Origin of the sequence: Oceanicella sp. SM1341, from assembly GCF_003448965.1 — a bacterium.
In the GTDB taxonomy this organism is placed as follows: domain Bacteria; phylum Pseudomonadota; class Alphaproteobacteria; order Rhodobacterales; family Rhodobacteraceae; genus Paroceanicella.
Window position 1 is genome coordinate 197,264 of the sequence record NZ_QRGC01000005.1, and the last position, 13,865, is coordinate 211,128.

General features: G+C 61.5%; 15 protein-coding genes, 1 tRNA gene and 1 pseudogene. 2 read left to right on the plus strand and 15 right to left on the minus strand.

The genetic code is table 11. The features are described 5' to 3' along the window. Positions 1-49: 49 nt before the first annotated feature. Genes D3P35_RS07470 through D3P35_RS07480 form a run of 3 tightly spaced genes read right to left on the minus strand, consistent with a single transcriptional unit; the run spans position 50 to position 2,019 of the window. Entirely contained in the window at positions 50-529 is a 480-nt protein-coding gene (locus D3P35_RS07470) for a DUF2948 family protein (RefSeq protein ID WP_118134068.1), read from the minus strand. Positions 530-537: 8 nt separating this feature from the next. Continuing rightward, entirely contained in the window at positions 538-1,803 is a 1,266-nt protein-coding gene (gene murA / locus D3P35_RS07475; protein WP_118134070.1) for a UDP-N-acetylglucosamine 1-carboxyvinyltransferase, read from the minus strand. Between the two features lie 30 nt (positions 1,804-1,833). After that, entirely contained in the window at positions 1,834-2,019 is a 186-nt protein-coding gene (locus D3P35_RS07480) for a hypothetical protein (RefSeq protein ID WP_118134072.1), read from the minus strand. 82 nt (positions 2,020-2,101) lie between these two features. Here D3P35_RS07480 and D3P35_RS07485 point away from each other — a divergent pair. After that, positions 2,102-2,176: transfer RNA gene (locus D3P35_RS07485), tRNA-Thr, on the plus strand. 656 nt (positions 2,177-2,832) lie between these two features. Then, positions 2,833-3,897, plus strand: a complete 1,065-nt coding sequence (locus D3P35_RS07490) for a bifunctional 2-polyprenyl-6-hydroxyphenol methylase/3-demethylubiquinol 3-O-methyltransferase UbiG (RefSeq protein WP_118134074.1) — start codon at positions 2,833-2,835, stop codon at positions 3,895-3,897. Positions 3,898-3,936: 39 nt separating this feature from the next. Here D3P35_RS07490 and D3P35_RS07495 read toward each other — a convergent pair whose 3' ends face one another. From D3P35_RS07495 to D3P35_RS07540, 12 genes and pseudogenes are all read right to left on the minus strand, one after another. Further along, entirely contained in the window at positions 3,937-5,184 is a 1,248-nt protein-coding gene (locus D3P35_RS07495; protein WP_118134076.1) for a DNA phosphorothioation-associated DGQHR protein 1, read from the minus strand. Next, on the minus strand, positions 5,181-5,726 hold the full coding sequence (locus D3P35_RS26070) for a hypothetical protein (protein ID WP_157982060.1): 546 nt from the start codon (positions 5,724-5,726) through the stop codon (positions 5,181-5,183). The genes D3P35_RS07495 and D3P35_RS26070 overlap by 4 nt, the downstream gene beginning before the upstream one ends. Positions 5,727-5,735: 9 nt before the next feature. Continuing rightward, positions 5,736-7,289 (minus strand): ATP-binding protein, encoded by a 1,554-nt coding sequence (locus D3P35_RS07500; protein ID WP_118134078.1) that lies wholly within the window; start codon positions 7,287-7,289, stop codon positions 5,736-5,738. Then, a complete protein-coding gene (dndD, locus tag D3P35_RS07505; RefSeq protein WP_118134080.1) occupies positions 7,286-9,370 on the minus strand; it encodes a DNA sulfur modification protein DndD in 2,085 nt (694 codons plus the stop codon). The genes D3P35_RS07500 and dndD overlap by 4 nt, the downstream gene beginning before the upstream one ends. A 3-nt stretch (positions 9,371-9,373) precedes the next feature. Beyond that, the gene (locus tag D3P35_RS07510; RefSeq protein ID WP_093412630.1) at positions 9,374-9,577 is read right to left on the minus strand and encodes a hypothetical protein; all 204 of its coding nucleotides are present in this window, start codon (positions 9,575-9,577) and stop codon (positions 9,374-9,376) included. Next, positions 9,578-10,732, minus strand: a complete 1,155-nt coding sequence (gene dndC, locus D3P35_RS07515) for a DNA phosphorothioation system sulfurtransferase DndC (RefSeq protein WP_118134082.1) — start codon at positions 10,730-10,732, stop codon at positions 9,578-9,580. It abuts the gene before it with no gap. Between the two features lie 31 nt (positions 10,733-10,763). Continuing rightward, the gene (locus D3P35_RS26075) at positions 10,764-11,165 is read right to left on the minus strand and encodes a hypothetical protein (protein ID WP_157982061.1); all 402 of its coding nucleotides are present in this window, start codon (positions 11,163-11,165) and stop codon (positions 10,764-10,766) included. Positions 11,166-11,194: 29 nt separating this feature from the next. Continuing rightward, positions 11,195-11,320, minus strand: a pseudogene (locus D3P35_RS26715) (IS5/IS1182 family transposase); the annotation flags it as partial. A 172-nt stretch (positions 11,321-11,492) separates the two neighbouring features. Further along, positions 11,493-12,302 carry a DNA adenine methylase gene (locus tag D3P35_RS07520; RefSeq protein ID WP_118134084.1) on the minus strand — a complete coding sequence of 270 codons (810 nt, stop codon included), beginning with the start codon at positions 12,300-12,302 and terminating at the stop codon, positions 11,493-11,495. A gap of 177 nt (positions 12,303-12,479) precedes the next feature. Beyond that, entirely contained in the window at positions 12,480-12,827 is a 348-nt protein-coding gene (locus D3P35_RS07525) for a hypothetical protein (protein WP_118134086.1), read from the minus strand. A gap of 1 nt (position 12,828) precedes the next feature. Then, on the minus strand, positions 12,829-13,473 hold the full coding sequence (locus tag D3P35_RS26080; RefSeq protein WP_157982062.1) for a lysozyme: 645 nt from the start codon (positions 13,471-13,473) through the stop codon (positions 12,829-12,831). Between the two features lie 47 nt (positions 13,474-13,520). Further along, positions 13,521-13,784: a hypothetical protein gene (locus D3P35_RS07540; RefSeq protein ID WP_118134089.1), complete on the minus strand. Its 264-nt coding sequence runs from the start codon at positions 13,782-13,784 to the stop codon at positions 13,521-13,523. Between the last annotated feature and the right edge of the window lie 81 nt (positions 13,785-13,865).

The window sequence follows — 13,865 nt, forward strand, 5'->3', positions numbered from 1 at the left end:
CCGGAGCCGGGTTCCGGCCCGGGGCGCAGCGGCGAAACGGGGCTGGTGCTCAGTCCGCGTGGCCCGGCGCCTTGCCGGAGGGGGCTACATAGGGGCGGGTAACGTCGGTGAGGCTCACGTCGAGGCATTCCACCTCCACCGCGATCTCGCCATCACCGGCCAGCCACAGGGTGAGCGTGCCCGCCCCGTCCTCGCACGGCGTGAAGGAGAGCGACAGCAGCGAGAGCACCATGTCCTTCTGCGCGGTGTCGAGGCCGCTGGAGCGCACCGCGAGGGCGGATTCGACCACCAGCAGGCTGCGCACCCGCTCGTAGGCCCGGCCCGCGCGCTCCGCGGCCACGCGGTCTTCCCAGCGGAAGCGGTTGAGCAGCAGCGCCAGCCGGTGGTGGCGCCGGGCAAAGGCCACGTCGCCCACCGTGGTCACGGCATCCTGTGCGAGCGCCGAGATGACCGTGAGGTCCTCCGCCGTCTCGGCCTTCAGCCGCAGCGGGCCTTCGCCCGCGTCCTCGAACTTCGCGTCGCCGCTCATCGCCTGCCCTATCCTTTCACGCGCTCCACCTGCGCGCCGCAGGCCTGGAGCTTGTCCTCGAGGCGCTCGTAGCCCCTGTCGAGATGATAGACGCGCGAGACCGTGGTTTCACCCTCCGCGGCGAGCCCGGCGAGAATCAGGCTCACCGAGGCGCGCAGGTCGGTCGCCATCACCGGCGCGCCGCGCAGGCCCTCCACCCCGGTCACCTTCGCCGTGCCGCCGTGCACCTCGATGCGCGCGCCCATGCGCAGCAGCTCCGGCGCGTGCATGAAGCGATTCTCGAAGATCCGCTCCTCGAGCAGGCTCTCGCCGGCACCGAGCGTGAGCATCGCCATCATCTGGGCCTGAAGGTCGGTGGGAAAGCCCGGATAGGGCTCGGTCACCACGTGCAGCGGCCGTATCACCCCGTTGCGCCGGCTCACGGCGAGACCGCGGCCGGTCTCCTCCACCGCGATATCCGCCTCCTCGAGCTTGTCGCAGAAGGCGCCGAGCAGGGCGCGCTCGCCGCCGATCAGCTCCACCCGGCCGCCGGCGATGGCCGGGGCCAGCATGTAGGTGCCGAGCTCGATGCGGTCGGCCACCACGCGGTGGGTGGCGCCGTGCAGCCGCTCCACGCCCTCGATGGTGATCTCCGGGCTGCCCTCGCCCTCGATCCGCGCGCCCATGGCGCGCAGGCAGCGGGCGAGATCGACGATCTCCGGCTCGCGCGCGGCGTTCTTCAGCACCGTGGTGCCCTTGGCCAGCGTGGCGGCCATCAGCAGGTTCTCGGTGGCGCCCACCGAGGCGAAGGGCAGCTCGAACGCGGCACCCTTCAGCCCGTTCGGCGCCTTCGCGTGCACGTAGCCGTCGCGCAGGTCGAGCTCGGCGCCAAGCGCCTCGAGCCCGCGCAGGTGCAGGTCCACCGGCCGCGCGCCGATCGCGCACCCACCGGGCAGCGACACCTCCGCATGCCCCTCCCGCGCCAGCAGCGGCCCGAGCACCAGGATCGAGGCGCGCATCTTGCGCACGATCTCGTAATCCGCCCGGGTGGAGGCGATTCGCTCTGCGCCCAGCGCCAGAACCTTGCCGGCCTGCAGCGCCGCCACCTCGCAGCCCAGGCTGCGCAGCAGGTCGGTCATGGTGCGGATGTCCGAGAGCCGCGGCGCATTCGTGAGCGTCAGCGGCTCATCGGTGAGCAGTGCTGCCGGCATGAGCGTGAGACAGGCGTTCTTCGCGCCGGAAATCACGATCTCGCCGTTCAGGGGCTTGCCCCCGGTCACGATGATCTTGTCCATGTCTGGCCTGCCTCTCGTCCGGACCCGTGCTCAGGTCTCTTCGTCCGTGTCGTTGCTGTCATCGGAGGCGGCGCGCGCCCGGCCCTGTGCCTTGCGCCGCTGCAGATTCGCCCTCAGGGCGGCGGCGAGTCGCTCCTCGCGGCTGCCGGCGGCCGCCGGCTTGCCCCGCGCGGGCCCGCCACGGGGCCCCGTCCTGCTGCTCTCGTCCTCCGTCATGAGCGGCTTTTAGCGCATGGCACACATCGGGTCCAGAATAACGCTTGCACTCCCCGTCCGATCCGCTAAAAGGCCCCCCGAAGCTGCCGTAGCTCAGGGGTAGAGCACTCCCTTGGTAAGGGAGAGGTCGAGAGTTCAAATCTCTCCGGCAGCACCATTCATCCTCATGAAATTGCTAGAGAACATTGATTCGTGGACGCTCAGTTCACGTGAGCGCTTGTGCATGCGGGCGCTCAGTTTTGCGAGGTATGTTGGCACAAATCTGACACACGCTTTCGGGTCGACAGGTTGAGCTCTACGCGACTCGTACGCCGAGCAGGGTATGTCCGAAGGCGATCCAGGTGCAGAATGGCGCTCTGCCCGGCAAGAAGGGCGGTGAGCGGACTTACGCCAGTGTAGCAACGCGGTGGGAGAAAAGCGCAGACACCAGACACTCGCTTCGACATCGCAGGGGGGAGAGATGCGCAGACAATGGGCATGGCCTTTGCGGGTCTTTAGGGACGAGCTTCAGGTGTTCTCGTCGACTTTTCCCGGACGCTGGTCTTCCCCCAGGCCCTTGGCGATTTCATAGGAACTGTCGCGCTGCCCTTCCTTGGAACGCTCCTATCGATCATTGAGCCGTCGTGCCCCATGGAACCCTGACCAAGAGGGAGATTTCGCTCTCACTGCTTGGACCTCACAGCAATGAACCCCGCGCGGTTTGGATCTGCGCCAGCGTATTGATGCTGGGCCCGAGGAAACACGCCATCGATATCATCGTTTGGAGCCACTATGTTGCGATCGAACGACACCTAAAAGAAGGCACAAGGACGGATGAGCCCGACGCAAGACCAGATTGATCACGACATGCGCCTCGCCGCCTTCGAACAAAACCACTTGGCTTTTCGGTCTCTCAACCAGCAGATGTGGCAAATTCCGCTGATTTCGATGACCTTGACGGGCGGTCTGTGGTTTGGCGTCTCACGGGCTGAGGACTTCCCGCTCTTCCAGTTCGCTCTCCTGTTCCTGGCTGCGGCAGGCAACGGTGCGCTGTTTATCGTCATCTTGCGCCTTCGTTTTGTCATGCAGCGCTACCTCAATTGGCTGGAAGACAACTACCCCACCGGCTTCGTATCAGCGGATGACGGCGAGCACTGGTATCATAAGTCGTTTGTAGTTCGCACTTCGTTCCAGGCCATGTTACTCTTCGCCTCGGCGTTGAGTATTGTCCTGCTCATCGTGACCAGCTGCAATACTTGGAAAGAGGCTAAGGGGCAGATGCCTGACGATCGTGCACTGACGTACTATCAACAACACGCAAGCAGCCTCGCCGACGGCTATGAAGCACTGACCTTTGAGGCCGCGCATCCAGGTCTTGCTAAGATCATGACCACCGACCGCGCCGGTGAGAAACTGCGCGTTCTCGACATCGGTGCAGGGACAGGCCGAGATGCCGCGTGGTTCGCCAGTCATGGTCATCACGTAGTTGCAGTAGAACCATCTCAGGCCATGCGCACGCTAGCCCAAACGCTACATGCCGGCCTATCCATTGATTGGCGTGACGACAGGCTTCCTGAGCTGGAGGAAATGCTCAACCGCGGGGAGTGCTTCGACATCATAGTCGCAAGCGCGGTATGGATGCATGTGCGCCCTGATGATCGAAAGCAGGCGTTGCGGTCAGTTGTATCGCTGTTGGCAGACCAAGGGATGCTCTACCTGACTCTGCGCCTCGGGCCTGAAGAGCCCGAGCGCGGCATCCACAAGGTCTCCCTTGAGGGCTTCAAAGCAACGGCGGAGTCTCTGGGCCTCAAAGTTCAAGAACTCGAAACCCAAGCCGATCTTCTGGGCAGGACGCACATTCATTGGCAAGCACTTAGAATTGACGCTTGGCCTGAATGATTGGAATGACGTCACTCGTCGCAAGCAAATAGCTCTTCGCTAGTGGACTGCTTCCTCGACGAATATGGCGGCTTCGATCGCTTTTCGGATAACTGTCCGACCAGATCCAGAGGGGTTCTTGAAGCGATCTTCAGCGAAATTGATTTCGCCCGCACCCGCAAGCTTTTCGACAAAGTAGTCCTCGCTGATATTCCTATCATCATAGGACCGTCCTGCCAGTTGTCTCAGGATGTCGAATGCCGCCTGAACGCCGATTGTTCTCAAGATGAATGAATCGGGTTTGGCGGTCGCCCAGAAAGTCCTCTCACATGCCTTCAGGTAGTTCAGGACCATCTTGAATATAAGCGCGTCGTTCCCTTCGATGTAGACGTCTCGTAGTGGAGATTTATCTTTCGGTCCTTCGCTGAGTACCCCGCGCGGACTGGCTGCACCTTTTCGCATCGCGTTGGCGTCGCGCTTGGGGTTGCTCGAAAACAATCGCAGCACACCATCGACGACGACGGCTGTCGAAACCTTCCAGTCTGCTTCCGCAGCGAGCTCTTGGAGCGCCTTGTCAAGTTTCGGTGCAACCATGATCCGTCCACGCAACGGCGACTCTGGATCAGTTGCCAGCTTGCGGGTGAAAAACACCGCAAGTTTGTCAGGCGTCCAGTAGGTCTCTTCTTCGTCCGAGACATTGTAACCGAAGAGTTCATAGGTCAGCGATCTGTCGACCTTTTTCTGGTTCGAGTTGATCGTCGCAAAAATCTGAGCTTGCAGCGCCTTTGGCAGGTCGATGAAGATTGAACACAGCAAATCCATGCTCTGCATCGCCTCTTTCTCGGCGCGGGCGAACGAGAACAAGCGGTGTTGACCATCTATGATGGCCGCAAGCTTCTCAGCCGTGGGAATTGTCAGCGTGTAGCAGCCATCATCAGCTTCTTCGATCGACCAGACACGAGAGTCATCAACGGGAGCGCCCGTGGTTTCCTCGCTGATGTATTCTAGCTCGCCTTGGTCAAAGCCAGACTCCAAGTCGTAATTGGCAGCGATGATGATTGAGTTCGGAAATGCGGAATCTACACGATTGATGTAGTCGCTGATTTCGGTCAGGCGCTTATCCTGAAGCAAACGCTGCGTTCCTTTAAGCTCATAACCATCGCCGTCAGGTTTCATGATCGCGCGCATGCTGTCGCTTGCAGCTACCTGCAAGAGAAGCTCCGCGGGAAGGACCGCGACATAGAATGTGCCCAAGCGTTGCTGAACCTTAAGAGCTTTTGTGACGTAGGGAAAAGCGATCGCCGTCATTGAACGAACCCTTTTGTGCTTCCGCCGAGCTTGCGGTCCACACTGCCTCCAACAGCGTCGTCACTTCGCGGCTTCGTTTTCAGATCAGGATTATCAGCATTCGCAACCGTCCATATCCAGAGACCGAAAATAGACAAAATCACCGACAAAACAAAAACTTGTATCGGAGATTCTTGACGAAACTCCTGAATCCCATGGAGGACAGCAAAGCCGAGCATCACCAAGAGAGAAGCAATGGAAAACACAATCATTAACGAGTCGGACTTCTTTGCTGCCTCCAGAGCCAATTGCAAAGACGCTGCGCCGATCAGTGCGGGGTAGAAGACGGCAATGGCTGCTCGAATGCCTGATAGTGATGAAGTGTCGAACGGATTGCCGGAAAACCAATATTTAGCGACCTCAACGACGACGCCGAGGCCACTGAAAATTATCACACCGAAAAACAAGTAGAACAGGAATGTCAAATCGGTGAGCGGAACCTTGGTTCGGCGCTTCAGCTCGCGCCAGAATTCAAGGTTGTAGTCCGAGTTCTTCTTCTCCATGCCCGCGTCTCATTCTTCCCTAGCAGGTCGCCACGCCTTGATCTTCTTCGTCGATTGATCAAACCGTGCGAAGCACTGACCCTTTTGCAGATTGGTCAGGTTTGCCCCCTTGCCGAGCACACGGGCAGCCGCCCCAGGTTTGGCGTTGGTCGCAAATGCTGCGACAAGGCCCATATTGTCCAGGAAGTCATCCTCTTCGCCCGAGAAGTCATCCGGCGATTGCGACACCAGCATGACCGCGCCACCCTTGGATCGGCTCATGCGGATGAGACGCGAAAGCGACGGCAACTTGGTGCCAAGGATTTGGTGCGCCTCATCGACCATACACAGGACGCGGAGACCCCGAGCCCCATCGGGGCCGACAGCTGAGTCTTCCAAGCTGTTCAGGTACTGATCGAGCGCGTCGAGAAGCAGGTTGACCACGATTGTACGGCTATCTTCCGCAACGGTGGGCGGAAGCTTGATGATCCAGCTTCTTTGGAAAAATTCCGCTGGAGACATCTCCGGCTCAAAAAGCGGGAACCGGCACAACTCTTCCATATTGGCGACCGCGCCATCTTCCCTGGCTTCATGCTCCTGATAGACCTCCAAGAGCCGATCGTGGATATGGCGAAGTTCGCAGGGGCTTTCCGACGCCAGAGCGCGTGCCGCAGCTTCATGGACGTAGGTTCTTTGTCGATCGCCAAGCCTAGCGCCCTTCAAACGTGAGAAGGACTCACGGAAGCGAGACGCGGCTTGGTCGATGCCAAATGGATCCCTCTCGGTGAGAGCGAGAACATCCAGGGGGATTGGCATGCGCGGCGGCTCGATGACCTGAGCGTCAAAGACCTCACCAAGCGGCGCTTGCCCCTTCGTGCCGGTGAACGCTGCCAAGTCACCTTTGAAGTCAAAGGCGATGAGGGGGACGGGGGCTTGCTCGCGAATGCCGCGCAGCATCGCTGCGGCCATCACCGTCTTGCCCGAGCCGCTACCGCCCATGACGGCAGCATGCGGTGCCCCGCCTGTGCCATTCAGGCTCCAGTAGACCTTTTCCTTAGTGGCGACATCTTCACCGATCTCGCCGAGAAGGACTTTGATTTCACCGCTGGAGAACGTCGTCCCAGTCGTTCCATTGCCACGAGAGGACGGCAACCGCCCTCCTGCCGTCGGCAGCTCCGCTACTTCCACAAGGCGTCGTACGAATTGAGCGACGTCCTGCCCAGCCTGCTCCCACTCTTCATCGAGCTTGGCCAAACCACGTCGCCAATGCGCGCCAACAAGCGATATCAAGCGCTTCGTATCGATATCCGGTTCGCCGCTGCGCTCGACGATGAGAGACAGCCACACCGAAAGCGCCGTACCGGTGCCAAACAACGTATCGCCCTTGATCACCTTTCCCGGCTCCAACTCATCGGCCGAGGTATCAACCGGCGCGCTGATCGCCAAAGATCGAGAAATTGCCAGACGGGCGGGGAGATAGCGCTTGCGCATCCCCAACCGCCCCATGAAATCCGTGTTCAGCTTGTCGCTGTCGTAATCTGTCCGGAAATTCGCACCAGCCACTTCAACAAGGGAGATACTCATGCGCGTTCTCCCGCTTCTTCGAAGTATCCAGGTCTGACCGTCGACTGGCCGATGTCGCCTACGCGCTCAAAGTTCACGAGGTATTTCTTCTGAACATGGGGCGCGATCTCGCGCAGATAGTCGCCAACCACTTCTGTGTTGGTCGAAAGCAGGATCACCTGATGCTCCCGCTGCACGAGGTGATTAAGCACGCCCTTGCGGTGCTCGATATCAAGCCGTCCGAGCGGCGTATCGACAACCATGGGGAAGCCACGTCCGGAAACCGACGATACGGCCGAAATCAGCGCTTGCGTGAAAATCTGCTTCTCACCCGCCGAAAGGTCGTAGCCACGCAGGTCCATGCCGTTGCTATTGAGAAGCTTCACATCGCAATTTTCGTCAATCGCGATCCGTTCAACCAAGTCCTTCTTGTGCGCCATGGAGCGGTGCGCCTCCGTCATCGCCGCCGCAATGGCATCGATCTGACTTGGTACAGCCTTGGCGACAATTTCGTCGACCATGAGAGCGACTTTGTTTGCCCGCGCTGCACGGCGGGCAGACGGCGCCGCCTGATCAAGCTGGCCCGAAAGCTTCGTCAGCTCAGTGTTCTTCTGGTTGATCTGGCTCTCAAGGGACGACATCTCGCGCTTCAGCGCACCGATTTCCTGATCGCACTGCTGAAGGTCGCTGTTCACCTGATTGAGGCGTTCGCGCTTGGTGTCGACATGCGGCGCAACGGCTTCCGTGCGCATCACTTCGTCTTGCAGCCGCTTGAGCGAGTCCTCGTTGGCTGAAATGTTGTTCAGCAGCTCTACGATGGCAGGAGCACCCAACTCGTCCAGCTCATCGAGCCGGTCGATCACCTTGGAGCGCTCAAGTTCATTGAGGTACGGATGAAGATACTCTTCCGCGCAATTGTCAGGCGGCGGATACCAGAGCTTCTCCCAGGCATTGCGGGCGCTATCCAGCACACCCTCCCGCTGGCCATCGCTCAGGGTCGGGTTGATTTCCTGCATGCCGGTATCAACCGACGACAGGAACCGCTCCAGATTGCTGTCACCCTGGTTCTTGCCGTTTTCCCAACGCTCGCGCACACCCTCGCTCAGCAGGCGGGATTTGACGCTTTGTCGAAGGCTCAAACCCGAAAGAGCGAGAGCCAAGTCCTTCATCATCAGGTCTTCAAGCCGAGCCTGCCCATCTTCGATGGTACGCTCGTAGTTCTTGATCTGCTCAAACTGCTCCTGAAGCAGCGCCTGCGAGCCCGTGCCGAAGCTTGCCAGCTCCCGGATCAGATGCTCTTGCTCTTCCTTCAGGACAGCGCGGGTCGGCTCAATTTCGGCGAGGCGTGTGGCGCGCTTGTCATACTCGAAATTAAGCGTATGGCGGTCCAGTTCCAGCTTCTCGATTGTCTTGTCCGAGACATTAGGCGACTCTTTGCGTCGCACCTCAGCATAAGACCGAAGGTCTTTCGCCAGCTGCTTCAAAACGGGGATGCCAAGCAACCCTTCGATACCGGCGCGCACCTGAGCCGACATTTCCCGTTCAGCAAGGACGCTGACCTGCTCGCCGTCAAACATGAAGAAATGCGCCAGCGTGAAGGGCAGAAGGTTCTCAGCGATGTACTCGCGGAACCAGTCGGCGCGCTCATTGCCCTGCAACGCACCCGGTCCAACTGCCTTGCGCGTTGATCCCTCATAGATGTGAATTTCTTCGTCTTGAGGACGATAGACGCCAGAGTCACTGAAGTGCCAGATTCGCTGGATTTCGAGGGGTTCGTCGTTCTCATCGGTAAAGACCAGCTTTACCGAACACGATGTCCGCCCCGCCGCCGTTGCACCACGGTGAAGCGCTTTTTCCAGGAAGTTCTTGTAGGACGTCGCAAGACGTTCCTTGTCTGCCCCGGCGAACGGCGAGCGCGCAACCAGGGGAAGGCCATCGCGGCCAAACATCCCAAGCACGATAGCCTCGAAAAGGCTCGTCTTACCGTAGCCATTCGGCGCGCCGATCAGGATGATGTTCTTTTCTCTTCCTGGGGCCGGGAAATCGAAGTTCGCGGTGGTATAGGCTTTCCAATCCCGCAGCGTGATCTGGGAAATATGCATGAGTTATTTTTCGTCCACCTGAATACGGTCCAGGATATCGTCAAATGAATCCCATAGGCCCGCGCGGCGCTGCTTCCCGGTCTGCTCGACTTCAACCTGAACAAGCTCTTCGAACTCAGCGAACAGCATGCCGTTGGTCTTGCAGGCATCCTTGATCATGGCGCGCCCGTCTGGGTTGTCGAGAAGCACAACAACATTACGCGGCATCTACTTCTCCTTTATGATCTCACGAACACTCATCGTCTTAACCTTGCCGTGACCAGCGATCTCCTCTGACCAAAGCTGATGGATGAGATCGACTTCTTCATCCGAAATCAAGCTTTGGCTGGTTACTTTCTCTAGATCGCGCAGCCGCTCAAATATTTCGGACCGTGTTTGCAGCGTAAACGGCCCAGGAATAAAAGTTCCGCCATCTGTGATCGTAATACGACCATCGCGGCGGCGCGCCTGCCGCCGTTCCTTCTGATTACGGATGGATGCAAGCCAGTCGCGGAAATCCAGCAGCGGGGTGAACTCTGCATATCCCGCCTCAACAAAGCCTTCGAGGCTCCGGTCTTTCTCCACAACCGTGCAGGTCCAGCAGCCGAAGCGCGAGGATGTCGTCCCGCAGGAGGGAGCATCCTCCTTGGACGTCACGACAGGACATTCGCCGCCGCTGGCATTCCGATAGAGCCCGATCAGCTTGAGGTGAGAGCCACCCCAAGGCGGCTCGTTCAGTGCGAGAAACTCCCAGACGTCATCCGTGTCGAGGTCAACGATCGGGCGGAAAACCATGCAGCCGACGAGGTCATTGTGCTTGTTGAGCCGCTCGCCGTTGTCGTAGCGGTTCACAGATGCTGCGCGCGTGGAACTTTCCGATCGACGCACACCCAAGAGAAGAACTGCCTGTCCCGCAGCATCCACCTGACTTTTGATGTATCGGCTGGTGGGCAGGATTTTCATCCGGTCGGTGCACCATCTGAAAGACCGGTTCGGGGAAGGGTAACCACGTCCAATCAAGTTTACCCAGAACGACTGCTCCGGTGCAGGCCGAGTGATCTTTGTGATGATAGGAAGGCCGAACGCGTTGGCCGCGTTCCCGATTTCTTCAACGCTATCGATGATGTGCTGAACAACTAACGGGCTCTCGACCAGCGTATCGTTCGCAACAATGTGTACGGGACGCTTGCGCTGCGATGGCGGGAGCGACAGGAGCATCTCAAACGCAAGATGTGCTACGAGCGTGCTGTCTTTCCCTCCCGAATAGCCAATGATCCATGGCCATACATGATCTTGACGATACTCATCAAGGAGTTCCGCTCGGATGCTCCGGAAGAGCGCCTCGCTCTCATCTTCGACCAAAAATGCTTTGGAGCCGTCCATATACCTGCCGTCCTTGTAAGCTGAGTGCGATTCACGCGCCGTATCTGTATTTTGCATGGCTGTAGGCTTCGCTTACTGCAAATTGCGGATCGCCCTCGGACTTGCCCAGATCTGGGGTCACGGTTGCGTCCCGCCTAGGGTGGCTGAGACTGCGTGTCAACCCAACCAGACAGGCAGTCTCGGCCATCCTGCACTCATCCCTTGCGTGTTTGAAGAACAATGCCAGCCCTTTGGGGCTGACAGCTTCGTTGTTCTGTGCCAGCCCTTTGGGGCTGACAGCTTCGTTGTTCTGTCTGGAGCTTGCAAGCCCCGGGCCATCAAGACCAAGCCCTTTCCGATTGCTTCGTGCGTGTCCGGCGGTCTCCCCAACCTTCCTCCTCATGGCGTGCATTTCGGATGCTCCCCCTCCACCGGACACGATCTTGACGGCCATCCCCTCGCTCATTGGCGCGGGCCTAGGCTCACAGAGGTGCCAGCCACCGAGGAGTGATCGCCCGAAAGCAGCGGCGTCCCCTCGCGGTTTGCCAAGATGGTGGCTAGGATCTTGCGGGACATGGTTGTGGTCAGCAGCCGATCGCGGTCCGCAGTACAGCCTAGCCCGTAGCGAAAAGAAGCGATGTCCGCTCCCTGCGCATCGCGCTCGTTCATGCCATGGGCCGCAAACTAACGCTACCCGCCCGTAGCACAGTTCCAAGACAACAAACGCCCCGCCAGCGTCAGCCGGCGGGGCGCACGTATCCTTAGCGACTGCTCCCCCGCCTCAGCCGAACAAATCCCGCTCCACAGCGCGATCCGCCACCACGAGCTCCGCGGCATCCACTGCCGCTCCCCGGCCCGCAGTGTAGCTCAGGCTCACTCCATCGAGGTGGAACCGCCCGAACCAGTCCCGCGTCTCGGCCGTGTCGTTGATCGACATCACGAACCGTCCTTTCAGCCCGGCGAGCAGCCCGGCCATCTCGGCGAAGTCCGCCCGCGCGAACATCCCCTTGCCGTAGTCGTTCTCGCCGCCGAGGTATGGCGGGTCGAGATAGAACAGCGTGTCAGGGCTGTCGTAGCGGGCGAGCACCTCGCGCCAGTCGAGGCTCTCGAACACCACGCCTGAGAGCCGGGAGTGCGCGGCCTCCAGCAGCGGACCGAGCCGGGAGATGTCAAACCGCGGGCCGCAGGTCGGCGCCACCCCGAAGGCACCGCCGATGTTGCCGCCGAACGCCAGGCGCTGGAGATAGAGGAACCGCGCGGCGCGCTCCAGGTCGGTGAGCGTGGCGGGGTCGGTCCGGCGCAGGCGCTCGAACTCCTCGCGCGCGGTCACGTGGAAGCGCATCGTGTCCATGAGATAGGCGTAGTGTCGCTGGAGGATGCGGAAGAGATTCACGATCTCGCCGTTGCGGTCGTTGGCGACCTCGAGCCGCGGGCGGAAGGGACGGCGCAGGAAGACGCCGCCCATGCCGACGAAGGGCTCGACGTAGGTCTTGTGGGGGATGCGGGAGATGCGATCGATGAGGGTCCGGTGCAGGGCCCTCTTGCCGCCCAGCCAGGGGGCGACGGGTGCGGCGGCGCGCACTTGTTCCATGAGGTGAATCCGTGTCAGGTCGCGCGGCCCGCGCGGGCACGGGCGACCACTTCGATTCGATCCTGGTCGGCACGGTCTCTTCTCAACATGTGGCCGTGTGGTTCGGGCTGTTGGCGCAGCCCGGGCCCCCGCCGTGGCGGCGGGGGCTGATCTCAGGAGCGGCGGGCGTCGAGCCCCCTACCCCGCCCCACCGAGCACCGCGGCCACCTTCGCCCGCAGCACATCCTCGGAGGCGCCGAGCCTCTTCACCGCATCCGGCACCGAGCGCTTCACGTAATTGACCGCCGTCTCGATCTGCGCGGCATCCGGCAGCGCGCCGGTGGCGGGCAGCGTCACGCCGGCCCGGCGAAGCGCCAGGCGCACGCCGGTCATGATGGCGGCATCAAGGGCGGCGCGGTGCTTTGCCTCGATGTCGAGGCCGAGGCGCTGCTTTGCGACGAGGGCGAGCCAGGCGACCAGCACCGAGGCGAGCGTGCCGGCGAGCTCGAGCGCCACGGGCGCGAGGGCGTTGAGGATGGTGTGCATGTCAGGCTCCTGTCAGCCAGGTGAGGATACGGGCGAAGAGGGACGGCCGGGGCGCGGGCGGCTCCGGCTCGGGGTCAGGGTCAGGCTCGGCCGGCTCGGGCTCCACCAGCGCCAGGAACTCGGGCACGGGCATCACGCGCAGCACGCCCTGCAGGCGACCGGAGGTGTCCGCCCGCCAGATCGGCACCGGCTTCTCGGGATAGGTGCCGGCACGGAACAGCTCCCGCTCGGCATCGCGGCGCGGGATGATCTCGGGCGGCTTGTGCCAGTTGTCGAAGGCGAGGGCCGCGCCGCGGCGGTCGCCGGCGTTGAGCAGCTCCACCAGCCGCGCGCGGGTGATGCCGCCGGTGTTGAAGTCGAACGAGATGAGGGCGTCGAACTCGTGCTGCGAAAGGGGCACGGCGACCGCCGCCAGCACGCGCGCCTCGCAGAGGGCGAGATCGGCGCGGAAGATCTCCACCGCCTGGGCGATGGCCGCGTCTAGATCGGCCGGCATGCCGGTGGGCATCGCGCCGGGGTCCGGCCCCCCTGCCCCGGCGGTGTGGCCGATGCCGAAGGTCCAGGTGCCTTTCGTGTCGCGGTAGGGAGCGGGCACAAGGCCCTCGTGCGCGGCCAGGGCGGCCACGCCTTTTGGGGATGTTCTCATGGGGGATCTCCGGGGGAGCGATGGGCGCGGCAGTTGCGGCGCCGGGCCTACCGACCGCGGGCCTCGATGCTGGCCTTGAGCTCGCCGATGGCGGCGAGGATGTTGTCGAGCTTCTGGCGATCGCCGGCGGCGGTGATCTCGGCGATGCGCATGCGGTCGGCGAGCTGCTCGACGCGGCGGGTGCGCTCGGCGCCGGCATCCTCCACCGCACCGATGCGCGCCTGCATGGTGGCGTAGGTCGCCGTCACCACCACGATCATCGTGCCGATGGAGATCAGGTTGCCGACGCTCACGGTGCGGTCGAGGCGCATGGGTTTTTCCCTCTCGCGCGGGGGGCCGGGGGATTGTGTCATGCCCGCCCCCTCAGATCGCGATGCCGAAGCGCCCCAGCC